The sequence below is a fragment of the Pseudomonas azotoformans genome (genome assembly GCF_900103345.1).
GTDB classification, from domain to species: Bacteria; Pseudomonadota; Gammaproteobacteria; order Pseudomonadales; family Pseudomonadaceae; genus Aquipseudomonas; species Aquipseudomonas azotoformans.
The window spans coordinates 2483297-2509010 of record NZ_LT629702.1 but is presented as its reverse complement, the minus strand read 5'-3'; the positions used below and the strand labels follow the sequence as shown (position 1 = coordinate 2509010).

Annotated in this window: 23 protein-coding genes; 12 read left to right on the top strand and 11 right to left on the bottom strand. The window is 57.1% G+C overall.

From position 1 onward, the window contains the following. Nucleotides 1-18: 18 nt before the first annotated feature. The 4 genes from tnpC (BLR69_RS10925) to BLR69_RS10910 form a co-directional block, all read right to left on the bottom strand. Nucleotides 19-1554 (bottom strand): IS66 family transposase, encoded by a 1536-nt coding sequence (gene tnpC, locus BLR69_RS10925; RefSeq protein ID WP_071492946.1) that lies wholly within the window; start codon nucleotides 1552-1554, stop codon nucleotides 19-21. 50 nt (nucleotides 1555-1604) lie between these two features. Then, the gene (tnpB, locus tag BLR69_RS31150; RefSeq protein ID WP_044344464.1) at nucleotides 1605-1940 is read right to left on the bottom strand and encodes an IS66 family insertion sequence element accessory protein TnpB; all 336 of its coding nucleotides are present in this window, start codon (nucleotides 1938-1940) and stop codon (nucleotides 1605-1607) included. Next, entirely contained in the window at nucleotides 1937-2254 is a 318-nt protein-coding gene (gene tnpA, locus BLR69_RS10915; RefSeq protein ID WP_071492947.1) for an IS66-like element accessory protein TnpA, read from the bottom strand. The genes tnpB (BLR69_RS31150) and tnpA (BLR69_RS10915) overlap by 4 nt, the downstream gene beginning before the upstream one ends. A gap of 123 nt (nucleotides 2255-2377) precedes the next feature. Then, nucleotides 2378-3007, bottom strand: coding sequence for a hypothetical protein (locus BLR69_RS10910; protein WP_071495997.1), 630 nt, complete (start codon nucleotides 3005-3007; stop codon nucleotides 2378-2380). A gap of 292 nt (nucleotides 3008-3299) precedes the next feature. On the opposite strand from BLR69_RS10910, the gene tnpA (BLR69_RS10905) reads away from it, so the two are divergent. From tnpA (BLR69_RS10905) to tnpC (BLR69_RS10895), 3 genes are all read left to right on the top strand, one after another. Continuing rightward, nucleotides 3300-3668 carry an IS66-like element accessory protein TnpA gene (tnpA, locus tag BLR69_RS10905; RefSeq protein WP_083365797.1) on the top strand — a complete coding sequence of 123 codons (369 nt, stop codon included), beginning with the start codon at nucleotides 3300-3302 and terminating at the stop codon, nucleotides 3666-3668. After that, nucleotides 3665-4000: an IS66 family insertion sequence element accessory protein TnpB gene (gene tnpB, locus BLR69_RS31145; protein ID WP_071495995.1), complete on the top strand. Its 336-nt coding sequence runs from the start codon at nucleotides 3665-3667 to the stop codon at nucleotides 3998-4000. Before tnpA (BLR69_RS10905) ends, tnpB (BLR69_RS31145) begins: the two co-directional genes overlap by 4 nt. 61 nt (nucleotides 4001-4061) lie before the next feature. Beyond that, the gene (gene tnpC / locus BLR69_RS10895; RefSeq protein ID WP_071495994.1) at nucleotides 4062-5609 is read left to right on the top strand and encodes an IS66 family transposase; all 1548 of its coding nucleotides are present in this window, start codon (nucleotides 4062-4064) and stop codon (nucleotides 5607-5609) included. On the opposite strand, the gene BLR69_RS10890 is transcribed toward tnpC (BLR69_RS10895), so the two are convergent. Together BLR69_RS10890 and BLR69_RS10885 are read right to left on the bottom strand one after the other, a co-directional pair. After that, nucleotides 5606-6814 carry an MFS transporter gene (locus BLR69_RS10890; RefSeq protein ID WP_071495993.1) on the bottom strand — a complete coding sequence of 403 codons (1209 nt, stop codon included), beginning with the start codon at nucleotides 6812-6814 and terminating at the stop codon, nucleotides 5606-5608. The genes tnpC (BLR69_RS10895) and BLR69_RS10890 overlap by 4 nt on opposite strands. A 105-nt stretch (nucleotides 6815-6919) precedes the next feature. Next, nucleotides 6920-7777, bottom strand: coding sequence for a LysR family transcriptional regulator (locus BLR69_RS10885; RefSeq protein WP_071495992.1), 858 nt, complete (start codon nucleotides 7775-7777; stop codon nucleotides 6920-6922). Nucleotides 7778-8333: 556 nt separating this feature from the next. On the opposite strand from BLR69_RS10885, the gene BLR69_RS10880 reads away from it, so the two are divergent. Both BLR69_RS10880 and BLR69_RS10875 read left to right on the top strand, forming a co-directional pair. Continuing rightward, nucleotides 8334-11213 carry a UvrD-helicase domain-containing protein gene (locus BLR69_RS10880; protein WP_071495991.1) on the top strand — a complete coding sequence of 960 codons (2880 nt, stop codon included), beginning with the start codon at nucleotides 8334-8336 and terminating at the stop codon, nucleotides 11211-11213. Between the two features lie 109 nt (nucleotides 11214-11322). After that, nucleotides 11323-11970 carry a DCL family protein gene (locus tag BLR69_RS10875; RefSeq protein WP_071495990.1) on the top strand — a complete coding sequence of 216 codons (648 nt, stop codon included), beginning with the start codon at nucleotides 11323-11325 and terminating at the stop codon, nucleotides 11968-11970. A gap of 58 nt (nucleotides 11971-12028) precedes the next feature. On the opposite strand, the gene BLR69_RS10870 is transcribed toward BLR69_RS10875, so the two are convergent. The 3 genes from BLR69_RS10870 to BLR69_RS10860 form a co-directional block, all read right to left on the bottom strand. Next, nucleotides 12029-12238 carry a hypothetical protein gene (locus BLR69_RS10870; protein WP_071495989.1) on the bottom strand — a complete coding sequence of 70 codons (210 nt, stop codon included), beginning with the start codon at nucleotides 12236-12238 and terminating at the stop codon, nucleotides 12029-12031. A 119-nt stretch (nucleotides 12239-12357) separates the two neighbouring features. After that, a complete protein-coding gene (locus BLR69_RS10865; protein WP_071495988.1) occupies nucleotides 12358-13548 on the bottom strand; it encodes a hypothetical protein in 1191 nt (396 codons plus the stop codon). A gap of 90 nt (nucleotides 13549-13638) precedes the next feature. Then, the gene (locus BLR69_RS10860; RefSeq protein WP_071495987.1) at nucleotides 13639-15093 is read right to left on the bottom strand and encodes a tyrosine-type recombinase/integrase; all 1455 of its coding nucleotides are present in this window, start codon (nucleotides 15091-15093) and stop codon (nucleotides 13639-13641) included. 934 nt (nucleotides 15094-16027) lie between these two features. On the opposite strand from BLR69_RS10860, the gene BLR69_RS10850 reads away from it, so the two are divergent. Then, nucleotides 16028-17068, top strand: a complete 1041-nt coding sequence (locus BLR69_RS10850) for an acyltransferase family protein (RefSeq protein WP_076955302.1) — start codon at nucleotides 16028-16030, stop codon at nucleotides 17066-17068. Between the two features lies 1 nt (nucleotide 17069). On the opposite strand, the gene BLR69_RS31140 is transcribed toward BLR69_RS10850, so the two are convergent. After that, nucleotides 17070-17297 (bottom strand): hypothetical protein, encoded by a 228-nt coding sequence (locus tag BLR69_RS31140; RefSeq protein WP_071495984.1) that lies wholly within the window; start codon nucleotides 17295-17297, stop codon nucleotides 17070-17072. 531 nt (nucleotides 17298-17828) lie between these two features. Continuing rightward, nucleotides 17829-18155: a DUF2388 domain-containing protein gene (locus tag BLR69_RS10840; protein WP_071495983.1), complete on the bottom strand. Its 327-nt coding sequence runs from the start codon at nucleotides 18153-18155 to the stop codon at nucleotides 17829-17831. Between the two features lie 321 nt (nucleotides 18156-18476). On the opposite strand from BLR69_RS10840, the gene BLR69_RS10835 reads away from it, so the two are divergent. The 6 genes from BLR69_RS10835 (at nucleotide 18477) to BLR69_RS10810 (ending at nucleotide 25710) form a co-directional block, all read left to right on the top strand. Beyond that, on the top strand, nucleotides 18477-19151 hold the full coding sequence (locus BLR69_RS10835) for a GntR family transcriptional regulator (protein WP_058426251.1): 675 nt from the start codon (nucleotides 18477-18479) through the stop codon (nucleotides 19149-19151). Between the two features lie 65 nt (nucleotides 19152-19216). Further along, the gene (locus BLR69_RS10830) at nucleotides 19217-20023 is read left to right on the top strand and encodes an ABC transporter substrate-binding protein (RefSeq protein WP_071495982.1); all 807 of its coding nucleotides are present in this window, start codon (nucleotides 19217-19219) and stop codon (nucleotides 20021-20023) included. A gap of 12 nt (nucleotides 20024-20035) precedes the next feature. Further along, nucleotides 20036-20812 (top strand): amino acid ABC transporter permease, encoded by a 777-nt coding sequence (locus tag BLR69_RS10825; protein WP_071495981.1) that lies wholly within the window; start codon nucleotides 20036-20038, stop codon nucleotides 20810-20812. 2 nt (nucleotides 20813-20814) lie between these two features. After that, a complete protein-coding gene (locus BLR69_RS10820; protein WP_015884888.1) occupies nucleotides 20815-21594 on the top strand; it encodes an amino acid ABC transporter ATP-binding protein in 780 nt (259 codons plus the stop codon). A 30-nt stretch (nucleotides 21595-21624) separates the two neighbouring features. Next, complete coding sequence (locus tag BLR69_RS10815) at nucleotides 21625-23235, top strand: gamma-glutamyltransferase family protein (protein ID WP_071495980.1); 1611 nt, start codon at nucleotides 21625-21627, stop codon at nucleotides 23233-23235. 84 nt (nucleotides 23236-23319) lie between these two features. Further along, nucleotides 23320-25710 carry a TonB-dependent receptor gene (locus BLR69_RS10810; protein WP_071495979.1) on the top strand — a complete coding sequence of 797 codons (2391 nt, stop codon included), beginning with the start codon at nucleotides 23320-23322 and terminating at the stop codon, nucleotides 25708-25710. The last annotated feature ends 4 nt before the right edge of the window (nucleotides 25711-25714 follow it).

Genomic DNA, 25714 nt, shown 5'->3' with positions numbered 1-25714 from the left:
TGTCCTTAGGTTAGTGAGTTAACCCAGTCTAGGTGGCTGCCAGTTATGCGGTAGCAACTGGTCCACTTCACTCGCCCGCTGTGTCGGCAGCTGCGTGAGAACGTCCTTCAAAAAAGCATACGGATCATGCCCATTCAACCGCGCTGACTGGATCAAACTCATGATCGCTGCCGCTCGTTTGCCACTGCGCAGAGACCCGGCGAACAACCAATTGGAGCGCCCAAGCGCCCATGGCCGGATCGTGTTCTCCACCGGGTTGTTATCGATGGGCACAGCCCCATCATCTAGGTAGCGCGTCAGCGCTACCCAGCGTTTCAGGTTGTAATCCAGTGCCCTGGCCGTGGCCGACCCTTCGGGCACAAGTGCGCGCTGAGCCAGCATCCACTCATGCAACTTTTCAGCGATGGGCACCGCCATTTCTTGGCGTAATCGCCAGCGATCTTCATCGCTCATATCCTTGGCCTGCCGTTCGACTTCGTACAGCCCGCCGATGGAGTGCAGCGCCTGCTCCGCCAACTGGCTTTTGTTCGTCACATGCAGGTCGAAGAACTTGCGCCGGGCATGTGCCATGCAGCCGATTTCGGTGATGCCCTGCTCGAAGCCAGCTTTGTAGCCTGCGAAGTCATCGCACACCAGCTTGCCGTTCCAAGTGCCCAGGAAGCTACGCGCATGTTCGCCGGCACGGCTGGGGCTGAAGTCGTAGACCACCGCTTTCAGTGCCGAGAACGGTGTCGTGCAGTAGGCCCAGACGTATGCTCGATGGGTTTTCTTTTCGCCCGGTGCCAGCATCTGCACCGGTGTTTCGTCAGCATGGACGACTTGCTGAGCCAGCACGGCTTCGCGCAGTGCATCTACCAGCGGTTGCAGTTGTACGCCGGTTTGACCGACCCACTGAGCCAGCGTCGAACGCGGGATCGCCAGTCCCGCACGGCCGAAGATTTTTTCCTGCCGGTACAGCGGAAGATGGTCGGCGAACTTGGCCACCATTACGTGGGCCAACAAGCCGGCGGTGGGGATACCCTTATCGATCACCTGTGCCGGTACCGGTGCCTGGATCAGTGTTTCGCACTGACGGCAGGCCCACTTGCCACGTACATGTTGCTCAACCGTGAACACGCCGGGCGTGTAATCCAGCTTCTCGCTGACGTCTTCGCCGATGCGCTGAAGTTGGCAGCCGCAAGCACATTCAGTGCTCTCCGGCTCATGATGAATGACGGTACGAGGAAACTGCGGTGGCAACGCTGCACGCTTGGGTTGTTGGCGTGGCTCGTCCGGTGCCGGAGCGGGACGAAGTGCTTTCAACTCCGCGTCGATGGCTTCGAGGTCGGTGTTGAGCAAGTCATCCAGCAAGCTGCCTTGCGCCGGACTGATCTGCTCACTGCGCTTGGCAAACTTGTGGCGTTTAAGGATCGCGATTTCGTGAGAGAGCTGCTCGATGATCGTCTCGTCACGATGGATCTTTCGGCCCATGGTGTCGACCTTCGACAGCAACTGCGCAGCGAGTGCGCGCAGTTGATCGGGCGTCATTTGGTCGAGATTGGGCGTGGAAGTCATGCCGTGGATTTTACCAAAGCCGCCCACCCGACACAGCTAAAAGACCCGATTCAGAGCAACGTAATTACGCCGTTAGCACCCACCCGCTGCCAAGGCAGGCCCACAACCAGCGCCTGAAGTTGCTCTGCGTCGAGTTCAACTTCGTGGCCTCGATACGTGCCAGGCCAATGGAATTTGCCCTGGTTCAGGCGGCGTGCGGCCAGCCAGATACCCACACCGTCGTGCACGAGTACTTTCATCCGATTGGCGCGGCGGTTGGCGAACAGATAAGCGCAGTGCGGCTTCGCCGCACCGAACACCGCGATCACACGGGCAAGGGCAGTTTCGGTGCCAGCGCGCATGTCCATAGGCTCAGTGGCGAGCCAGATGGCGTCGATGCGAATCATTGGGAGAGGCTGCGGATAAAGCGGGCGCAGCCTTCCGGGTCGGAGATGGGCCATTTGACCGTGATGGCTTGGCCGCCCAGCGGCAATGCAATAACCACCGCCTCATCAGCGGGCCGCTTGGGCATGGGGTGCAATGGTACGAATGCCGGAAGTGGAGCGACCGCCTTGTCGCGGTATAGCGGCAGCCACTTGCGGATAACGTTGGCGTTGATGCCATGGCTGATGGCGACGCTGGAAAGTGAGGCTCCAGGTTGCAGGCATTCCTGCACGACCTGGGCTTTGAAGGGCTTCGGGTAAGAGCTTCGTTGGCGCATGGAAATCCTGGCGATAAGGGTGATCGCGTCCGCTTAAAAATAGACGGACAACATCGCCCTTAATGCTGGGGTTCGGAAGGTGTGTTCACCGGCCCCTTACGTTCAAATAGCTTGTTGGTGCGTTCAATCATGCTCCGGATACCAATAGCTGTTTCCAGCTTGAATCACACATGGTAGGTATCCGTACCTCTCTTTCAGTATTCGTTGCAGGTCATGGTAGCTGCTCCCTACCGTATCTTGAATCATGGCAACGTAGGCTTCAAAGGTAGGATGCTTACGCCAATATTTGCCATGGATCGCATCTGCCAGCGACCGATCAAACCAGCCACGTAAAAGTATCAGAACGCCTTCTACTCTAATCTCCACGGACTGACCAGATTCAGCCTGTTCCCGCCCATCACGTTTCATAAGCTCCCGTCGCACGTAGTTACCGGGTTGGTAGCCCAGAGATACGCACGCTTCGTGAAATTGCTCATGGATTTTGCGATGTGACTGAAGATTCTCCTTGATATCTGGGGCAAATATGAATTCACAGTAGGCACATTTGCTTACTCGGTCAGCATCCTCTGAAGGATGGACATGGAGCATGACCCATTTGTCGTACAGGCAGTGCACTTCATGATAGTTCCGAATACCCAAATACTGCGTGGCTGCTTTGTCTAAACGTTGGCCCATTTTCAGTGTGGGGTAAATGCTTTCAAGCTGTTTGGCCAGACGTTTGACCTGCTTGATATGGATAGAAGTAATCTGCATATACAGCTCCCGGAAGGGCTGTGCCTGGCGTCCACTACGAGGTCACCTGATTGGGGGTCAGGTTAGGTGTTTCGACTAATCACGACAGTGCTATTGCTTCGCCAGTGTGGACGGCAGGTACCTACCGAGTACCTTAAGGAAGGGAGGCTAGCATTCGGGGATAGACGAATCAATTGATCAAAAATATCCATATGTGTCTTCACGATCGGTTTCCGAATGGCCGCTCAATGTATGCGTCCGGCCAAATCATCTACCCAGCCCCACAAAGCTAGGACATGGTGTGCACTATTAAGTGGACACCAGTTCTAGCCTTTTAAGCGGGTATTTCATGCAGCCAACACGCCGTTCCTATTCCAAATCCTTCAAGGCCCAGGTCATTCAAGAGTGTGCCCAGCCCGGCGCTTCGATTGCCAGCGTCGCCCTCAGCCATCGCCTCAACGCAAACCTCGTCCACAAATGGATTCGGTTGAACGCGCAGAAAAGCACGGCGCTGACATCCGCATTCATTCCGGTACCCATGCGGCTGGCCGAAGTGAATTCGCAAGCTGGATCGCCGAATATCTGCGTCGAAATCCTGCACCCACACGGCACCGTCAAAGTGAGCTGGCCAACTGAAAGTGCTACCGCTTGCGCGACCTTTCTTCGAGACTTGCTGCGATGATCAGCATCGACTCCATCTGGCTCGCCACGGAGCCGATGGACATGCGCGCTGGTACCGAGACTGCATTGGCCAGAGTGATTGCGGTGTTCGGTGCGGCGAAGCCGCACTGTGCTTATCTGTTCGCCAACCGCCGCGCTACTCGGATGAAAGTTCTGGTGCATGACGGTTTTGGCATTTGGCTGGCTGCTCGCCGGTTGAACCAAGGCAAGTTTCACTGGCCAGGCATTCGCCAGGGCTCTGAAATAGAGTTGGATACCGAGCAACTTCAGGCTCTGGTATTGGGCTTGCCATGGCAACGCGTGGGTAGCGGGGGCGCAATCACGCTGCTTTAGCGGCTGCCATTAGCCTATCGGTCTATGGCCGCGAAAGGCCTGCTCCGGCAAAATCCGCAGCATGACTTCTTCGCCTAATCTCGACCAAATGTCCCCCGACCAACTGCGTGCATTGGCAACGCAGTTGCTGTCGCAAGTCGACACCATGGGCAAGACGGTTGAAACCATGGGTAAGAAGATCAACCGCGATCAAACGGTGATCGAGAAGCTGACCCACGAGATCGCGCAACTCAAGCGTTTGAAGTTTGCCAAGCGCAGCGAGCAGATGAATCCTGAGCAGGCCAGCCTGCTTGATGACCTGATCGATACCGATATCGCAGCGATTGAAGCCGAGCTTCAAGCCTTGCAAATAGCACCTGCGGCAACCGAGCAAAAAAAGCAGAAGCCCAAGCGCAGGGCATTGCCGGCAGAATTCCCACGCACGTTGATCCATCACGAACCGGACAACACCCACTGCCCATGCGGCTGCGCACTCAAGCGCATCGGTGAAGATGTCAGTGAAAAACTGGACTACACGCCGGGCGTGTTTACCGTTGAGCGCCATGTTCGTGGCAAGTGGGTTTGCGATGACTGCGAAACGCTGATCCAGGCCTCGGTGCCGGCGCAGATCATCGACAAGGGCATCCCGACTGCTGGGTTACTGGCCCACGTCATGATCGCGAAGTTCGCTGACCATCTGCCGCTTTACCGTCAGGAATCGATTTTCGGTCGCGCCGGCTTGGCGATTCCACGCTCCACTTTGGCTCAATGGGTGGGCGTTACGGGCGTGCAGTTGCAGCCCCTGGTCGATGCCCTGCGTGACGTAGTGATCGGGCAGCAGGTCGTGCACGCGGATGAGACGCCCGTGCAAATGCTCGCTCCGGGCTCGAAGAAAACCCACCGTTCTTATGTTTGGGCTTACGCCACCAGCCAGTTCTGCGAAACAGCCGCTGTCGTCTACGACTTCAGCCCCAGCCGCGCCGGCGAGCATGCTCGCAACTTCCTGCAAGGCTGGAAAGGTAAGTTGGTCTGCGACGATTTTGGCGGTTACAAGGCCAGCTTCGAACTCGGCGTGACCGAGATTGGCTGCATGGCCCATGCCCGGCGCAAATTCTTCGAATTGCACGCTACTAACAAGAGCCAGCTCGCCGAGCAGGCCCTGCGTCACATTCAGTTGCTGTACGAAATCGAGAGCGAAGTGCGCGATCTGGAGCCGGATTTACGGCGCCGAATACGGCAAGAAAAAGCCGTACCGGTGATGAATAGGCTGCATGCCTGGATGATTGCCCAGCGTGAACTTGTGCCCGAAGGTTCGGCCATCAGCAGAGCACTCGATTACAGTCTCAAACGCTGGGCAGCGCTGTCGCGTTACCTCAATGACGGGGCCGTACCCATTGATAATAATTGGGCGGAGAACCAGATCCGACCATGGGCCCTTGGACGCAAGAACTGGTTGTTTGCCGGATCGATACGCAGCGGTAAACGGGCGGCGGCAATCATGAGCCTGATCCAGTCTGCGCGCATGAACGGGCACGATCCATACGCCTATCTGAAAGACGTCCTCACGCGCTTGCCGACCCAGCGCGCCAGTCAGATTATCGATCTGCTGCCACATAAGTGGGCTCGTTAAGCCTCGCCGTGTGTACGAGTTTGACTTTGCTTAGGGACGTGCCTCCAAAGCTGCATGAGCGCCAAAGAAGCAAGACTCGCAATAATGAGCGCAAGTGAGCTTATTCCAATGCTCAGCCCCCAAAAGTCGATCAAGTAACCTATTAACACCGGGATCGCCCCAGCGGGCACATACCCCCCCATGTTGAACACTGCGTTGGCTTCGGCTCTGCGCTGCGCAGGCACGCGGTCAGCAATAAGGGTCAGTCCACCTAATTGGCCCAAGCCTTGACCGGCGCCTGCCAACAGAGCGGAAACGATCAGCCATGGAGCGGAACCGGTTTCCAGCGCGATCCACACGAAAATCATTGAGAAGAGAGTACCGATCCCGCTAAGCGAAAACACGGTACGGCTGCTGTATCGCTTCGCCGCAAACTGCACGCACACGGCGACGAGGAACATTGAAAAGGCCATACAACCCGTGACAAGGGGACTATTCACGCTTAGAAAAGTCGCTATCAGCTTGGGGCCGAGCGATAGGATGAATGATGTCGAAGTTATTCCAGGGCCGAAGAACGCTATCCCCAATAGCACGATGCCGAGGTTTTCCTTAGCGACGGTGGGCAAGCGCGGTTTAAACGTACCGCCCCCAAGCTTCTGGTTCTTTTGATTGAGTAACGCTAGGAGCGCCACGCACAAAATCGCGATTTCCACTCGGAAGACGGTGTGGATCGGGTTCGGAAGATATTGCGCAACGATCCCTGCCAATAGCGGCCCGGTGCCCGCTCCGGCCACCATCGCGACAGATGCCATTAGCGAAGCAAAATGCTTGCGATGAGGCTGAGCATGCTCGACGACATTCGCCATACCCCCAGATACAACGAGGCCCACCGAAACGCCGGTGAGGAAGCGTGCGAGCATCAAGACGCCGATGCTGTGCGCTTGGTCGAACAGAATCGCTGCAATGATAGCCAGCCCCACACAGGGTAGAAGCAAGGCTTTGCGCCCGTAGTGGTCGGACAGCTGCCCAGCGACGGTGAGAGTTAGAAGAAGACCGATGATGTAGCAGGCAAAAATTACGGTTAGCACCCCCGACGCGAAGCCGAGGGACTGCTGCCAAAAGCTGTAGAGTGGCGTAGCGGCATTTGAAAGTATAAAAATCGCGGTCACGATCCACGCTGTACGGTACACAGCCATCGAGCTTTTTATGGGATGGGAACTGCTCATTGGTGAAGGGCCTCTCAGTGGGCAGGAATTCAATTCGGAGCCCAGAGTAGAGAAATGTTTCGTGATGGCCCATTCATCAAAGTCACAAACCGGATGTGAAAAAATTCACAGCTCCTGTGCCTGCACTAATCCCTCCATGAGGAAATCAAGCACTGCCCGGATTTTTAGAGAGCTGCGTAAATCTTCATGAAACGCGAGCCATATGGGTAGTTCCAGCGGTGTGTGATCCATATTAACCCTTGCCAGCCCATATTCCTTGCCTAAAAAATCCGGAAGGAAAACTATGCCAGCATTGCCTACGGCAGCTAATGCCTGGATGCGCAGGTCGTTGCTGGTGACGGAAAGCGGTCTTCCTTCCAGCCGACCCAGGAGCCATTGCTGCTGTACCGAATCGTCCATGCTACGGTCGTAGCCTATGAACTCGAACTCTTCAGGTTCACGTTGACTAATGTAGTCCTCGCTAGCATGAGGGTAAAAATGCAAGGAGCCGAGACTTTTGGCGACGACACTCTGTTCATCCGGCCTGCTGAAGGTAATGGCAATATCGGTTTCTTTCCTTGCCAACGACGCAGTGGACTTGGCTCCGACGAGCGTCAGCTGCAACCGGGGATAACGCTCGCGCAATACCCCAAGTCGCCGAGCTACCAACGTTCCGAGGTATGCAGGAGGTGCAGACAAGATCACCGCACCCTCAATACGGCTTTCTCCCCCGTCAGCGAATCGCCTGAGCGCAAGCGACGCAGACTCCATCTGCGCTGCATATTCACCTACCCTCACACCATCCTCGGTCAGTTGGTAGACACGGCCCCTACGATCTACCAGCTTCATGTCCAAAGAGGCTTCAAGGGCAGCTATTCGGCGAGCCACAGTCGCGTGCTCCACCCCGAGCGAGCGAGCCGCAGCGGCTAAGGAGCCCTCATGAACAAAGGCAAAGAAAAAACGGAGGCTGTCCCAGTCAAGCATATTGGTCATCAGGGTGTGGTTAGGAGTGGATTTACAGCGAGCTAAAAGCGTAGCTTACCGATAAATCAGGTGGCGCTGCCGCATAAAGCTTGGGCTTAATTTCGTCCCCACGTTCTCCGCCCCGCAAGAACCGCTTGGCGATTACAGCGATCACGACGGGCATGGAATATTCAGTCCCCCCGGGGCCTGTAGAGCAACGGGCAAAATCGCGGGTGATATCAGGGGGCCTTGTCCTTCCATCGGCGCTCCGACTTCGGCTCCACTGCTCATTACGCGCACTTCCATTTGCACCTAACGCATCGCTTCCAGCATCCCCGACGCGGCTGCGGTTAGGATTCTAGCCCGGTGGAAGTCAGTTTCGTTGCGCAAGGTGTATTGGACGGACGCTTACCGCTCAATGGCGTTGAACTGCAACCAAAAATTGGAGGAGCTGTGTGATAATGGCTCAATAGTGGCGCGCCTGGCGTCAATGTTGGGATCAGAATGGACTGAGCCTGCGGATTTGGATGACAGCTGCGTTCGCCCATTGCGGATGCTGGCAGAGCAGGATAGTTAGATGACTCAAGAGGCGTTTCGTAGTTTTGGTTGGGTGAAGTGGGTGGGCGCCGGTTGTGCTTCGATAGATATCGCTTCCAACGGTTTGATTGCGGTTGATTGGGCAGGCCGATCATCCACACTCTCGGTGGCGGGAATGCCCAGACCACCTGAGCTGAATCGATGGTTAGTGGTATCACGCTTGAAGTTGAGTGCAGCCTCGGGGCCGGTAGTTGCAATCGGATGGGGCGTTAAAAAACCCTACCAGCTATGGCGTGCGGCACTGCGTGAGTGGTATGCCGATCGGATTCAATCAGTCGCAGGTTATTTGAACTCTTTCTTCAATCGCGTGAGGCAAACTGGTTACTGTCGTCGCTCGCAATGGGTGCGTCTTCATGCCCAGCTTGTTATACAATCCGCTCAGTGGCCTGGACTACCAGACAGAGGGTTAGGCGTACTCTCAAGAGAAGAACGCAAGGTCCTCACTCGTGCTTGGTCGTGGGTCAAAAATGGTGAGGTCTTCCTGCGCCGTTGGCGTTCGCACTATGTGAAGTCCAGCCTTGTGAAGTACGCCGAGCTCTTCGAACGAGTCGAGTCGAGTCCATTGACGCCCAAGCAGCGTTTGGCCTGCATTATTGATGAAGATAACAACCTGGTCTTGGCAGGTGCAGGTACTGGAAAGACTAGTACGACGATTGGGCGAGTCGCTTTTCTTGTCAAAAGTGGTCAAGCACGCCCTGATGAGATCCTGCTCCTGGCTTACGGAAACGACGCCGCCAAGGAAATGCGTGAGCGATTGGAGTCGCGCCTGGGCGTGAAAGGCGTCGAGGCACTCACGTTTCATTCACTGGGTAAATCGATATTGCAGCATCCCTCCCTGTCGCCTATGGCTGACGATGAGGCGGCTCGCAAGCGATTCGTACAATTGGCATTCGAACGACTGCAAAATGAGCCGGAGTACCGCAAGCGACTCCTTCAGTATTTCGAGCACTACCTATACCCCATCAAAAATCCGTTCGACTTTGCTTCCTTAGGCGAATACTTCCGATATCTGGCAGAACATGAGGTTCGCACGCTCAAGGGCGAGCGCGTCAAAAGCATGGCCGAATGTCGAATTGCAAACTTCCTGTTCAAGATGGGCGTTGAGTACCGTTATGAGCCCGCGTACAAGGTGTCAACTCGTACACTTGAGCGTCGCCAGTACCACCCTGATTTTTACCTTCCAGATTTCGATCTTTATATCGAGCACTTTGGTGTCGATCGTAGAGGTAATACCGCGCCGTACATCAATCGAGCGGCTTATCAGGAAGCTATGGCATGGAAGCGCCAACTGCACAAGCAGCATCAGACCCACTTGATTGAAACCTACCACTACGAGCAACAAGAAGGCGTACTGCTCAAGGTGTTAGAGGAGCGTCTCGCCGCAGCCGGGGTAACGTTTGAACCAATGCCTGAGAAGGTGCAGTTGGAGACGCTCCGTGAATTTGGCGTTGTATCAGCGTTAGCCGAGCTCTTGGAAGAATTACTGAAGTGCTTTAAGGCCGCCGATTTGTCGCTGCTAGAGCTTGAGGCGCGAATCAAGGCTGCGCCCGACCCAGATCAAATGCGCGCAGCATTGGTACTATTGGAGCCGATTTACCAGCAGTACCAGGAGGAGCTAAAGCGCAATCAACAGATCGATTTCGATGACATGATCGTGCGTGCGATTGAGCGAGTTGAAAAGGGTGGGTACACGCCGCCATGGCGCTTCATTCTCGTTGATGAATTTCAAGACACTTCAAATCCAAGGGCGCGATTGGTTAGGGGACTTCGACGCCTTCAGCCGGATGGTTCGTTGTTCTGCGTGGGAGATGATTGGCAGTCGATTTATCGCTTCACAGGTAGCGACATAACCCTGACGTCTGAATTCGACAAGTTCTTTGGTCCGACTGCGACCAGTGCGCTGGATAAGACCTTCCGCTTCAACGATCGCATAAGTGAAGTCGCCAGCCGTTTCGTCATGCGCAACCCTGCACAGCTGTTCAAGAAAATGTCCACCCACGTCGAAGAGGAGGATCCCGCGGTCTCATTGTTTCGTACTGACCTGAAAGACGATCAGGCATTGGACCAAGTTATTGCTCGTATTGATGCTCGAGCCGGTGCAGGCGCGAGTGTCTATATTCTTGCCAGGTTTTCATTTGGGCTCCCGGACAAAAGCAGATTGGAGCAGTTGGCCAAGGCGTATCCGAAGCTTTTGATTCGAGTGGACAGCATTCACTCGTCCAAAGGCCAAGAGGCCGATTTTGTTGTGTTGCTTGGAAACAAGTCAGGAAAGTTCGGCTTGCCCTCAGAGAAAATGTCCCATCCTCTGGTGGATGCGCTGCTGCCCCCACGGGAAAACTTCATTCATGCAGAAGAACGACGCTTGTTTTACGTGGCGCTCACCCGTGCCAAACGAAGGGTCTATCTCATTGCCGGCGAGAATAAAGTGTCTAGCTTCGTCAAGGAGCTGCTTGACGATGAATATGACCTTGAACTCAACGAGTTTGGTGCTCCTGCGTCCATTGTCTCAGTTCCACCTTGCCCTGTATGTGAAGCAGGTGAACTAACGTTGCGTAAACAGAAAAAAAGGGATGAGTATTTTTACTTTTGCTCTCTCTCTCCGCGTTGCTCGCACACTGAGTCGGCTTGCCCAGATTGCCGCTCGCCAATGCATGCGCGCGGGCGGTACTTGGTTTGTACGCAGAACTGCGGTGGTTGGATTGCATTGTGCGCAAAATCGGGAGGCAGAATGGTTTGGCAGCAAACGGATAGACCTTTCTGGGGCTGTTCTGACTATCGAGGGACGGAACCTGGCTCTTGTACGCACAAAGAGCGACGTATCAGTCCGCCTCAAGGCTGCGAGGCAAGAGCGGTGACCTAGATCGGGGGCAGCACCCGCAACTACTTGCGGTATTGTATTGGGCGGCACGGGGGGGCAGATGCCCGTATAGGAATGGATTTCCGCATCAGATGTTACGGAGGCTACCGAAATGTACTGGCTGGGACCTTTCGAATACAGATCCAAGAAAGCGCTTTTGGATGGGTTGAAGAGTTATTTGCAGCGTGCTTCGGTTGGCGTGATTACTAACCTATACGCGATCAAGAAATTGCATTTGCTCATCGCGATGCATCCTGATGCGGAAAGAAAAATCGGCGTGGGCGTCGATCATTTCAAGATCAAAAGGAATGCGCTGGGTGCTGGTAGCGGTTTTTGGCTCGTGCGCATCGATGGGAGCGAGGACAGCTTTTCTTACGAGCGTTGCATCACGGGTGCTGTTCAGTCGCCTCATAGCAAGGTTTGTGAGGCTTTGAGGTTCGCTGTGCGCGATCAGATGCGGGCTTATCGGGATGAGCTTGGCTTGCCCGCCAAATGTTCTGTGAGTGGTGTGGACATCCTAAAGAGGAAAGATCTACACATCGATCACAAGTATCCCTTTTGGATATTGCTCGAGCAGTTTTGCGAGGATCGCCAAGTCGATCTGAGTACGCTTGAAGCTAGGGGGAATGGTGAGACCTTGGAACTGGTTGATAAGGAGATTGCCAGTGCCTTTGAGGAGTATCACCGGCTCCATGCGGAATTGCAGCCGATGTTGAAGGCGATGAATGTCGCGAAAGGTGGTCGGTTGGTGTTTCCGTAGTAGCGACTACTGAAAAGTCTTTACCTTTCTAGCGCGGCATGTGCCGCAACAGACGCCGTCACTCCGGCGCCATCAATACCGCTAGTGTCATTTTGATAAACTCTTCGTTTTTGCTGATTGTGTCTAGCGCGCCGCGAACATTCTCGGCGACCTCAGCAGATCCGCGATGCTCGACCCAAAGTGTTAGCTCCATGATGGCAGCTTCGAGGGCGAGTTGGTTTTGATTGATCTTGAAAAGCAGGGAAGGGAGTAGGTCTGAATTGGTCATTGGTTATTCTCCGTGTGAGGACAGCGTAGCAGTAGGAAAACTTGCGATGACCAATTGTCTAAACGTTGCGATTGGAGCCCATTCAAAGTCGTGTTTCCTGAGGTCTACATCGTTGCCGACTACTCAGACCACCAACCTTTCTCTGCCTGTCCGTAATGTGAGCCGCTGAACCAGCTTTCTAACTCTACGTCCAACGTGGTAATGAATGCCAGATTCCCCTGCAAAGGATCCAAGAGATCAGCCTGCTTGCGAGCCCAGTCGATCCAACGATTTGCCATTTCTTGATCTGCGATCGGGGCAATTTTCAGCCGATCTTCCACTGCTTTTATGAAGGCTCGTAAGCGCTCGGCTCGTTCCCATCGCTCTGTATGTTTAACGACGCTTAGTCTGAGGCGACGTTGAGTCTCTGTTGCATGGGCTCGTTCAAGACGTCGTCTTTCATCTTCAGCCCATTCACGATTTCTTGCCTCCTCTTTCTCTCTGAGGACCTTGATAGAAACTGATGCGGAACTTAAGCCCGACAGGATGCTAGAAAGTTTTTTCTCGAGCGGTGCGGTCTTGGTGTCCTTCCAGTTTTTCCGTTCTCCGTAATCCATCCGCGCTTCGATCTTAAACGTCAGTTCACCCGTTGACATCCATTCAAACTGTGGACTTCGCTGGGACATGAAATTAGGCTCCCAAGGAGTATCGGGGCGGCGTTTTGGGGGAGGCGGTGCTGGTAACGCGTGTTTGTCTAATCGCTCTATGAGTCGCACGGCCATGGTCTCGCCGTTAACAGTGGCAATGGTTTTTCCTTCAGCGTTGATCTTCCATGAATAACCTTCAGCCTCACCCTCTTTGATCAGTGCATCAAAAAAGATTGCGCACCGTTCGATCAATGTCGTCGAGATCATCACATTCAAGACACGCTTGCCTGCGTAATCGAGGTAGCCGTCCTTGACCTTCGATGTTTTTGCGCTCTTTAGCCATTGACTCACTAGCGCGTGAGGCTCGGTTAATTGATAGGGGGCTTCAATCGTTCGCCGGACTATAGGTGAGTTCAAATCAGTGCCAGCCGTGACGAGCGAGTTGTCACGGTCGAGCACTTGGAATCGGACATTGCCTTCGACCTGAGGAGGTTTGGGTTTGCGTTGTCGCTGCTTTTCCGATTTGGCCCAGTGGCCACGCCCTGGGAGAGGGATGCCGGCTTTGCGACAAGCTTTGGCGACGGCGACGTCGGAAATACCAATTTCGTGGGCCAGTTTGACCATGGGTGTTTGCCACACTTTTTCGAACAGTTCCACGACGGTGAAGCTTACGAATGTGTACATGCAGTCTTTCACCTTTCCTCATCGCGAATTTAAGGTCACAACACAGTGTGTCGCGGATGTTGAATTCCCGGAAACTCTGGGTGCAACAGCCTATGACGGTGTTCGCGTCTCTGGCGTCGCGTACGCTGGAAAAGACAACATCGACTCGTTTGGCGTGTGCTCGTAAGTTGAGGACAGCACGGCACTGAGTCGATCGCTTAACAGGTTCCAGGCGTTTTTCTTCTCGTCGGCATAGTCGTGGTGCAAGTAATGGCGCCTCACCCGAGAGCCGGCCAGTACATGATTTTGGCAGCGATCGATGACATCCAGGCTAATGCCTAAGGCTTGCATCATGGTCGCCCCCGTACGGCGCAGGTCATGCGGTGTCCAGTCGCCGTTTTGGCCGTCGGCAAGGACCAGGGTATCGCCATGGCACCGTCTGGAGAGGGCTTTGCGGTTTTTGAACCGGGCCTGGCGATCGCCGACCTGTTTGCTCACCACTTTCACGTCCACATGCCCATCATCCAGCTTGTTCGGAAAGCACCATTGCGAGTCTCCCGTCAGGATTTTGAGTTCCTGAAAGAAATGCAGGGCGAAGGGGGAGAGGAAGACATGGTGGTCTTGTTTCTTGCCACGGGTGCCTTTGACGTTTTCGCTGGGGAGGAACCAGGTCTGCTGGTCTAGATCGACATTTTTCCATTCGGCCTGCAGCAACTCGCCAATCCGGCATAGCGTGCCCAGGCTAATCCAGAGCGCAAGCTGCGTTTCTTTTTTCAACGGCCGAATGCCGTCGTATTTTTGCCCGGTGGGAAGGGCGTTGTAATCGGCCGTCATTTGTTGGAAGCGGTTATGCAGTTCCAACAGCTCAGCCGGTGAAAGGATCCGGCTTCTTTCTGCCTCGTAGTCGGCAGGGATCAGGGGGGATATGTCGACCAGCTCAGTTGGATCACCCTCGACCAACAAGGCCCGCCAGGGCTGGCGCTTTCTAGCCCAGCCAAACATTTGGGTGAGGTCGGCGAAAAAGCTGATGGCTTGCCGGTGAGCGCCGCGGTTGACGACTGCCCGGATAAGCGCCCGAATATCGTGTTCGGACACACTGCTCACCGCTGTCTTGCCGAGTGCTGGCAAAAGGTCTTTGTTAAAACGCCGCTGCAGCTCTGCATTGCCGTCTTTGCGCGCGACGCCATCCAACAGCCACGCCTTGGCTAGATCCTGGACGGTCAGCGTTTGCACCTTCGTCGTTTTTACTTGTTCAGCCTCTACGTTAGCAGCGGCGTATGCCTGTGCCTTGGCGGTTTTCTTTTGCTCGTTGGGATTGATCTGCTCGTCGATGAGCGCTCTGGCCTGGTTGCGGGCCTTGCGAATGTCCGTCAGGGATTTGCGCGGCCAGGTTCCGCAGGCGTACTCTTTGTTTTGGTCGCCCCAGCGATAACGATAGAAAAAGCTGACCGACACACCGTCCTTGCGTACTGAGATTCGGCCGGCGAGATTGCCATCTTCCCTGAGGATGCGGCCGGCATCTTCAGCGGTCAGCGACTCGAGTTCTTTGATGGTGATTTTGGCCATGAAATGGACTCCCCCTACTTTTACCCCCACAAAGACGTCGGCTCTTGGTGGACGTTACTGGACTCTCGTAGAGCAGAACACCGCTGGAGCTCAAGTAAATACTAGCTCAGAAAAATCCAGAGTAAAATTTTGGAAGCTTTCAAGAAGTATGAAAAAGGAGATGGGGTGCTAGGGGTCGAGTGTTCGAATCACTCCGTCCCGACCATATTTTTCAGTGACTTAGGCCAATGTTTACAGCATTGGCCTTTTTCTTGCGCGTGACTTTTGCGTGATTCGTCGATTTTTCACGCCTGCTTCCTCTTCAGATTGTCAGAGCCGGTCCTCGTGAATCCGGGGTGTGCTTGCGTCTGATGGGACGCTTCCCATTTGTCCGCACGCACTCTGGCTTTCTTCCAGGTCGTGTCATTCATTCCATGCATTGCCGTTGGCCCAAAGTTGTCTGGCTGTTCGTATCGGACCACTATGTCTTTGTTCAGACTACGCTGGCCATCGATGATCTTCATGGCAATGCGCGCGTTTACCGGACAGGCTGCCTTTCAGCTCAGCACGTCCAATCGCAAAAAGATCGACATCGCGGCCACCGGCAAGGACGCGCAGCTTTCGCGATTGGGTCCCGTTGGTGGCAGATACGAACAGCCACAGCGAAATCAATGCTATCGGTCTTGAAACGCCAGCCATCGGTACAGCGAATATTCAATGCAACGGCGCAACCGTAATGGCGGTAGGTCTGAGCGTTATGAACATGATCAGCAGTGTAATAGCCTAATAGACTACTCAAAGGATACAGCCAAGCCTCGGCGCACTCGGGGCTTTGCCGCTATAAGCATGACTTTGTAAGTATGCGAAGGTACGATGATCAGGAAAAATTAGCGCCATGGGGGTTGCTTTCGAGCAGGGCATCCATGTTTTAGACTCTATAAATGGATAACGTTGAATGGCCCAGTTACCAACAAATCGAATACGTTGGATCGATACCGCACGCGGAATCGGAATTATAGCTGTAGTAGTCGGGCACTCTGTTCTTCCTGGTGGCAGTGCGGCTTTGTGGATATTTACTTTTCACATGCCGCTTTTTTTTCTGCTGTCAGGCTTCACGTCTAACTTCGTTGGAGAACCCTGGCCTTTCATTAGAAAGAAGGTCCTAACCCTTGTTCTGCCCTATGTCATAACGCTGTTTATTTTTTATCTGTACTGGCTATTTTTTTACAAGTGGTATTCGGGCGATGGTAATTCGCCTACTACGATTGCATCAATCCTGGCCTGGGGCGGTATTTATGGTAGCGGCATGGCGTTGCCTGAATCGCCTAGCATTCTGCCAATAGGTCCGCTGTGGTTTATTTTGGCATTGTTTTCTGCGAACTTAATTGGTTTCTACATAATGATGGTTGCTCGCCGAAGTATTATTGCGGGCGCATCGTTAGTGTGCATTACTGTTGTGATTGGTCTCGCCGTTGGACCTCGTCTTTATCTTCCGTTTAGTATCGATATCGCATTTGTCGCACAGTTATTCATATTCGCGGGCATTGCGTTACGCAGGTTTGAAGTGCTGTCCGCACCTCGTTCCTGGTTACTAATTTTAGCCAGCGTCTGCGCGCTCGTAATCAGCCGGTACAACGGCGCAATGGATATGAATGGACGCAATTACAACGACTTCTTTATCTCCAGCGTTGGGGCTATGGGCGGCTCCATCTTGGTGCTGTACGCGGCCATTTCTCTGGAGCGTATCCCGCGCCTAGAGCGGATTCTTTCCTACCTCGGCAGAGCGAGCTTGGTGATTCTGTGTTTCCACACTGCCGACACAAGTTTTTTCCACTTCCCCCAATTGGTACCGAGCATCTACCAATGGCTAGATGCGCATCCATTGTGGTTGAGTGTGTGGCGGCTTTCATATTCTATGCTGGTTTTCGAGGCTTTTAGGCGAATTCCATTTATGCGTTATGCGTATTCACTCCCTCGTGCAGCAAGGGTTTCTTGAGCTAATAACTGCTGCAAGGACGGCGGGTTATCCGGCGCTCATCCTTCCTTTCCATCAGCTGCTGCTGGTTTTCCCTAGATAGGTAGTCACGCGGATCGGCGACTAGCTCAAGGCTGCGGATCTTCCAGCCCAGTTCCGAGTTATTCAGGTTCAGCCTGCCCAAGTCGGCGAGCACCTTCTTGAGTTCGGCTTCGGTCGAGGCTTTGCCAATGACCAGGTTATCGTTCATCTGTATCAGCCCCTGGATGCTCCTGCGGGCCGAGCGCAGATCTTTGGGTAGACCGTCAATCTGGCACCTTGGTGCTGGTACATATGTAGGGGGATAGGGCATCCGAGCCACTGACAGATGTCTTCATCGAAGTTCATGGTGGCACTCTCAAATACTGTGCGCGAATACAGTAATCGAGGTTTACCGGCTGGGCGATTTTAGGCGGCGAGCTTTTGCATATTTGGTTTTATATTCGTTCGGCAGAATGCCAGGCACAGGGACCTTCTTGGAAAAAGCCTGCAGGGACTGGTGAATCGCTATCCAGCATCGCTAGTCGTCGATTGCAGTGGGCGTCTGCGTAAGGTGTTTCAATTTAAGGTGTTTCAGGACTCCCACTAGTATGGGGCTAGAAGCTAGTGTTCGAATCACTACGTCCCGGCCATCATTCCTGAATAAAATCACACAAAAAAGCCGATCACATAGATCGGCTTTTTTTGTGCTCGCGCAAAACTACCCGATGATATCGACGGCATGCAGGAGGGCGCTCCTGGTTCAGTCTTGCGTTGCGATTGCCTGGGCCAGTTGCATGTCTGACATGAGTGGAAAGCGATGTGTCGTGTGGTAGTAGCGGAACGCCTGTTCAAACTGAGCACCACGAATATGGCCGTCCGAACCGATGAAAGCGAGGGCATCCGTTTTGGCTGGTTGGTAAGGCTTTGGATCACCGTTCGTGAGAAAGGTGGACCAAGCCGACAACATGGTTGGCCCGAACGTCGTGTAGGTGAACATTCTTTCCAAAGGGCCGGCGTTTTCGTTTGCCGCTAATGGGCTGCCGAGTAAAGCCAGCAGCGAGATTGCAAGGATCTTCCATGGCCCCATTTTGTGATGCTTCCATTGTGTTCAGAGGACGTCACCCTAGCAGAGTGTGCATTTGTCATAAACAAGCCGACCACAGCCCGGTCGGACTCATTACTGCGTCACTTGCAGCCAGGCGCGGCCCCGTTACTTCCGCCCACAGATGGCGCACGTCCTGCGCCATTTGGTAGCAGCTTCCCGGGTGGGAATTTCGCGTGTCAGCTGAAATGTCCCCATCTATTTCACCCGAATCAATCACTTGGCTCGTCGCCCTGTCACTTGGCACACATCCTGCTTTTTCGTATCCATGGATAATTGGATACAAAAATTCAAAAGGTGCTGCCGATGCAATTTGCCCCCGCTTACGTTGACCGCCAGCCCCTCACCGCCGAGGAGGAGGCCTACAACTTTCTGCTCGATGCCATTTGCGGCGGTCGTTATCGCAAGGGCGACCGTCTGATCGCTGAAGACATCGCCAGCGAGATCGGCATGAGCCGCATGCCGGTGCGCGAAGCCTTTCGCCGCCTGGACGCCCAGGGGCTGGTGACCTTGCGGCCCAATCGCGGCGCCATCGTCAGCGGCCTGGATATCGATGAACTGCACGAAGTGTTCGAAATGCGCAGCGCCCTCGAAGGCCTGGCGGTGCGCGTCGCGGTGGGGCGTATCGGCGAGCGCCAGTTGGCCGCGCTGGAGCGCTTGCTCGATGCGATGGACGACTACCGCGATGACAGTGCCGCCTGGGTCAGTCGCCACCGTGCCTTCCATGAATACCTGTGCAGCCTCAGTGGCCGACCGCGCCTGATGAAGCAGATCTCGGCGCTGTACTCACTGGTCGAAGCGCCCATGCGCCTGTGGTTGCAACACGGCGAAAAACCCCTCAGTGCCCGCCAGGAACACGCGGTGATCCTCGACGCGATCCGTGCCGGTGACGCCGCCCGCGCCGAAGCCGTGGTGCGCGAACACATCGAAGGCACCGTGCCGGCGCTGATCCAGTTCCTGCAAACCGAACAACAACAATAAGAAACACCTGCTGTGTGATGACGTTGAGTCCTGCCCCGTTAATCAACGAACTGGAGTGTCTGGTCATGCATAAACACCGCGCCTTGCTGGTGGCTGTCTCCCTCGGCCTCTGTACCCAATGGGCCGTCGCCGCGCCCCAGGTGCCGGAGCGCCTGAAGAGCGTCGACAAACTCACCTACTGCTCGGGGATGGATTCACCGCCCCTGGTGTCCTTCGATGAAGCACAGAAACCCCGCGGGCTCACCGTCGACCTGGGCCTGGAGATCGCCAAGCGCCTGGGCGACAAACAGGTGCAGTGGCGGGTGATTCCGTTCTCCGGCCTGGTACCGGCGCTGCTCGCCCAGCAGTGCGACATGATTGTCGACCAACTGTTCGACAAACCCGAACGGCGCCAGGTGATCGACATCGTCAACTACATGTATTCCAGCCAGTCGGTGGTGGTGCCCAAGGGCAACCCCAAGGGCATCAAGAGCCTGGATGACCTGTCCGGGCACAAGGTCGCGGTGCTCAACGGCTCGACCATCAAGACCCTGCTGGACGCGCAGAACGACAGCCTGGCCGAGGCCGGCAAACCACCGATGAAACTGGTGGTGTACAACACCGACACCGACGCCTTCCAGGCCCTGCGCATCAGCCAGGTCGACGCCTACGGCACCACCGTGGAAACCGCCGGCTACTACGCCGCGATGGCCCCGGACCTGTTCCAGGAAGGCGTGCCGGCCTTCAGCCGCATCCTCACCGGCCTTGGCATGCGCAAGGACGACCCGCAACTCACCGCCGCCGTGCAGCAGGTGATCAGCGACATGCGCAGCGACGGCAGCTACCTCCAGTTGCTGAACAAGTGGCATGTCAGCAGCGACACACTCGACTGAGGCACACCGGCGATGAATTTCAATTGGGATGTGTTCTGGCAGTACCTGTTGCAGCCGAGCGGGGTGTATCTCACCGGGCTGTGGCTGACCTGCCTGATCGCGGTGTCGGCGATGCTGCTGGGCTGCGTGCTGGGGCTGGCGGCGGCGCTGTTGCGCTTGTCGAAGAACCCGCTGTTGCACCTGCCGGTGCGCTTTTATGTGTGGCTGATGCGCGGTACGCCGCTGCTGGTGCAGATCGTATTCCTGTACACCGCGCTGGCGGCGGGCGGGATTTTCCGTTTCGAGGACATCGCGCTGTTCGGCCTGGTTATCCCCGGCAATATCCAGGCGGCGATCATCGCACTGGGCTTGAACGAAGGCGCGTACATGGCCGAGATCATCCGCGCCGGCATCGGTGCGGTGGAAAAGGGCCAGTACGAAGCCGGGCGTTCCCTGGGCATGGGCTTTGCCAAGCTGATGCGGCGCATCGTGCTGCCCCAGGCATTCCGCGTGATCGTGCCGCCGCTGGGCAATGAGTTCAACGTGATGCTCAAGAACACCACCCTGGTCAGCGTGATCGGCGTGCAGGAGTTGCTGCTCAGCACGCAGATGGTCACCTCGGCGACGTTCCGCGTGTTCGAGTTGTACCTGGTGGTCGCGATTTACTTCTTGATGCTCACCACCTTGTGGGGCTTTTTCCAGCGCTGGCTGGAGGCGCGCTTCGGCCAGTCCGACCGGCCATCCGCGCCGCCACCGGCGTCCAGCCGCATGTTCGGGCGCAGCACCTTGAAACTGCTGAGGGGACGATAACCATGGCGCACCAGAGTGAAGAACTGATCATCGAGGCGCTGGACATCCACAAGTCGTTCGGCACGCTGCAGATCCTCAAGGGCATCTCCCTGCAAGTGCGGCGCGGCGAAGTGGTGGTGCTGATCGGCGCCTCCGGTTCGGGCAAGACCACCTTTATCCGCTGCATCAACCTGCTGGAAGACATCCAGGGCGGGCGCATCCGCGTCAACGGTCGTGCCATGGGCTATCGCGAGCGCAGCGACGGCAGCCTGGTACGTGATTCGGAGCGCAACATCGCGCGCCAGCGCCGCGACATCGGCATGGTGTTCCAGCGTTTCAACCTGTTCCCGCACATGACCGCGCTGGAAAATATCATCGAAGCGCCGATCCAGGTGCTCGGCACACCGCGCGCCGAAGCCCTGGAGCAAGCCCGTGGATTGCTGGCGCGGGTCGGCCTGGCGGACAAGGCCAGCCATTACCCGTCGATGCTTTCCGGCGGCCAGCAGCAGCGGGTGGCGATCGCCCGCGCCCTGGCGATGAAACCCCAGGCCATGCTGTTCGACGAGCCCACCAGCGCCCTCGACCCGGAAACCGTCGGCGAGGTGCTGCAAGTGATGAAGGAGCTGGCCGAGGAGGGCATGACCATGGTGGTGGTCACCCACGAAATGGGTTTTGCCCGTGAAGTCGCCGACCGCGTGGTGGTGCTCGACCAGGGCGAACTCATCGAGCAAGGGCCGCCGGAACAGATCTTCAGCCACCCCAGCCACCCGCGGACCCGAGCGTTTCTCAGCCGTGTGTTATGACCCGAAACCTTGTGTGGAAGAGCCTTTGCCATGTTGAAACTTTCTGCTCACGAGTACCCCTATCCCTCGCAACGCCAAAGCGTATTTGCCCGTCGCGGCATGGTTGCAGCGTCCCAGCCCCTGGCGGCCCAGGCCGGTATCCAGATCATGCAACAGGGCGGCAACGCCATCGACGCTGCGATTGCCACGGCGGCCGCGCTCACGGTGGTGGAGCCCACCGGCTGTGGCCTGGGCGGCGACGCGTTCGCGCTGGTCTGGTGCAAGGGCCGGTTGCATGGCCTGAATGGCAACGGCCACGCGCCGGCGGCCTTGAGTATCGAGGCGGTCAAGGCGGCGGGGCACGACCGCATGCCGCTGTATGGCTGGACACCGGTCACCGTGCCCGGTTGCCCCTCGGCCTGGGCCGAGCTGTCCGAGCGCTTCGGCAAATTGCCGTTTGCCGAGTTGCTGCAACCCGCTATCAGCCTGGCACGTGACGGCTTCCCGTTGTCGCCGGTGATCGCGCAGCTATGGCAGGTCGCGCTGGATGAATTCAGCCCCCATCGCGACTCGGCCCTGGACGCCTGGTTCGACACGTTCCTGATCGACGGCCGCGCGCCACGGGCCGGTGAGATATTCCGCAACCCGGCCCAGGCGCGCACCTTGGAAGAACTCGCCGTGACCCGTTGCGAAAGCCTGTATCGCGGCGCCCTGGCCGAGCGCCTGGATGCCCATTCCAAGGTCAGTGGCGGCTACCTGCGCGCCAGCGACCTCCAGGATTATCGCGCCCAATGGGTGGACCCGATCCACGTCAACTACCGGGGGGTGGACGTCTGGGAAATCCCGCCCAGCGGCCAGGGCCTGGTGGCGCTGATGGCGCTGAAAATCCTCGAAGGCTTCAGCTTCGATCACCGCGACAGCCAGCAGACCTGGCACCGCCAATTGGAAGCGATGAAACTCGCCTACAGCGATGGCCTGCACTACATCACCGACCCGCTGCACATGCGCGTGGCCGTCGCCGACCTGCTCAGCGATGCCTACAGCACCCGCCGCCGTGGGCAGATCGGCGAACAGGCGCAACCGCCCAAACCCGGCGACCCCCATGCCAGCGGCACGGTGTACCTGGCCACGGCGGATGCCGAGGGCAATATGGTCTCGTTCATCCAGAGCAACTACCACGGCTTCGGCTCCGGCGTGGTGCTGCCCGACAGCGGTATCGCCCTGCAGAACCGTGGGCAGGAATTCAGCCTCGACCCGAACCACGCCAACTGCCTGGCACCGGGCAAGAAAACCTTCCATACCATCATCCCCGGCTTCCTTACCCAGGACGGACAGGCCCTCGGCCCATTCGGCGTGATGGGCGGCTACATGCAGCCCCAGGGCCATGTGCAGATGGTGATGAACCTGGTGGACTTCGGCCTCAACCCGCAAGCGGCCCTGGACGCGCCGCGCTGGCAATGGCTGGGCGACATGAAGGTCGGCATCGAACACGGTGCCTCCCGTGACCTGGCCAATGCCCTGGCGCGACGCGGGCATCAGGTGCAGATCGCCAGCGACCTCACGGACTACGGGCGTGGCCAGATCATCCTGCGTGATCCGGTCAGTGGTGTATTGTGCGGCGGAACGGAGCCAAGGACGGATTCAACGATCGCAGTGTGGTAAGCGAAAAAATTGGCTGGAGGCTGTCCCTTTTTTTCATCTCGCCTGTCATTCCAGGCAAGTGAACAACATCGAGAGCTTCCGCCAATGCCCGCAGTCCGCCCCTTGCTCAAACTGAGCCTGATGCTGAGCCTCAGCGCCAGCCCGTTTTTCGCCGCCGTCAGCTACGCCGAAGACACCGCCGCCCGCCGCAGTTATCAAGTGCCGGCGGGCAGCCTGAGTGCGGCGCTGACGCGTTTTGCCGGGCTGTCGGGGGTCAACCTGTCGGTGGACCCGGCGCTGGTCAGCGGGCGCAGCAGCAGTGGCCTGTCCGGCGAATACGGCGTGGAGGAGGGCTTTGCCCGTCTGCTGCAAGGCTCCGGCCTGCAACTGCAAGCCATGGGTGAGCAGGCCTACATGCTGGTGCCGGTGCCGGAGGGCAGCAGCCTGGAACTGGCGCCCACGTCGATCCTCGGCACCACCGGCCTGTACGACGGCGACACCTACGCCGGTGGCCAGGTGGCGCGCCGCACGGCACAGGGCATGCTGGGCACGCGGGACTTCATGGAGACCCCGTTCAGCATCACCACCTACACCCAGGAGGCGGTGAAGAACCAGCAGGCGCGCACCCTCGGCGACCTGATCAGCGCCGACCCCTCCGTGCGCGCCACCAACCCGGCCGGTGGGCGCTACGAGCAATTCACCATTCGCGGGTTCAGCCTGTTCAACAGTGACGTGGCCTACAACGGCCTGTACGGCGTGCTGCCCACGTACACCATCGATATGGAAATGGCCGACCGCGTCGATATCCTCAAAGGCCCGAGCCAGTTGATCAACGGCATCTCGCCGCGTGGCAGCGTCGGCGGCGGGATCAACGTGGTGCCCAAGCGCGCCACCGACAAGGACATCAACTCGTTTACCGGAAACTGGGCCTCCGACAGCCAGGCCGGCGGCGCGGTGGACATTGGTCGGCGCTTTGGCGAAGACAACAAGTTCGGCATTCGCTTCAACGGCGTGAAGCAGTCCGGCGACACCGCCTGGGACCACCAGAGCGTCGACCGCGAAATGGCCGTGCTGGGCCTGGATTTTCGCGGCGAGCGCCTGCGCCTTTCCACCGATATCGGCCACACCGAGCGCGACACCGATGCCCCCCAGGAGCGCGTGCAGGTGGCGGCCGCTGCGCCCGTGCCGAATGCCAACGACGTGCGCCGCAACTATGCGCAGTCGTGGAGCAAGGCGCGCACCAATGACACGTTCGGTACGGTCAACGCCGAGTACGACCTCAGCGACAACGTGATGCTCTACGGTGGCGTGGGCGCGCGCAAAAGCAACCACGACTTCCTGCGCCACGCAGTTTCGGTGACCAATGCGGCCGGCGATTTCAGCGTGCAGCCACGGGACTTCACCCGTGATGAAAACGTGCGCACCTATACCGCCGGCGTGCGCAACTGGTTCCACACCGGGCCGGTGAGCCATGAGGTCAACCTGGCCGCCAGCTACTTCGACATGGACTTCACCAACGGCGGTGCGCGGTATACGGCGCCGTCGAGTAATCTCTACAATCCGGTACAGTCGCAGACGCCGTCACGGCCGACGCGCTTCGATCCCAAGGTCTACACCGAAAACAAATTCAGCGGCGTGGCCTTGTCCGACACCCTGGGCTTTTTCGACGACCGCCTGTTGCTCACCCTCGGTGCGCGCTGGCAGCGGGTCAAGGTGACTGACTGGAGCGACGGGATCAAAGGCGACACCGCCTATGACGAAGAAAAGGTGTCGCCGTCGGGCGGCATCCTGTTCAAGGCCACCGACAAGTTGTCGCTGTACGCCAACTACATGGAAGGCCTGAGCCAGGGCAAGATCGCGCCGTCGACGTCGAGAAACGAAGACGAGATTTTCCCGCCGTTCATCAGCCGCCAGGTGGAAGTGGGCGCCAAGTACGATGCCGGTGCCTTCGCGGTGACCGCGGCCGTGTTCCGCATCAAGCAACCGGCCTATGAAACCAATGCGACCACGCGGCTGTTTGGGCCCAATGGCAAGCGTGAGAACTCCGGCGTGGAGTTGAGCGTGTTTGGCGAGCCGCTCAAGGGCTTCCGCCTGCTGGGTGGGGTGATGTACATCGACAGCACACTCAAAGACACCACCAATGGCACCTGGGACGGCAACCGCGCGCCGGCCACGCCCAAGTACAACGTCAACCTCGGCGCCGAATGGGACGTGCCGGGCCTGGAAGGCCTGACGTTGACCAGCCGTGGCATCTACTCCAGCTCGCAGTACCTCGACCAGTCCAACGTCAAGGAAATCGACGCCTGGAACCGCCTCGATGTGGGTGCGCGCTATGGCTTCAAGGTGGATGACAAGCACATCACCCTGCGGGCGAATGTGGAGAACGTCGCCGATAAACGCTACTGGAGCTCGGCCGGTGCATCGGATGACAGCGAGCCGGGGCTGACCCTGTCGACGCCGCGCACCTACCTGCTGTCGGCCACCGTCGACTTCTGACACC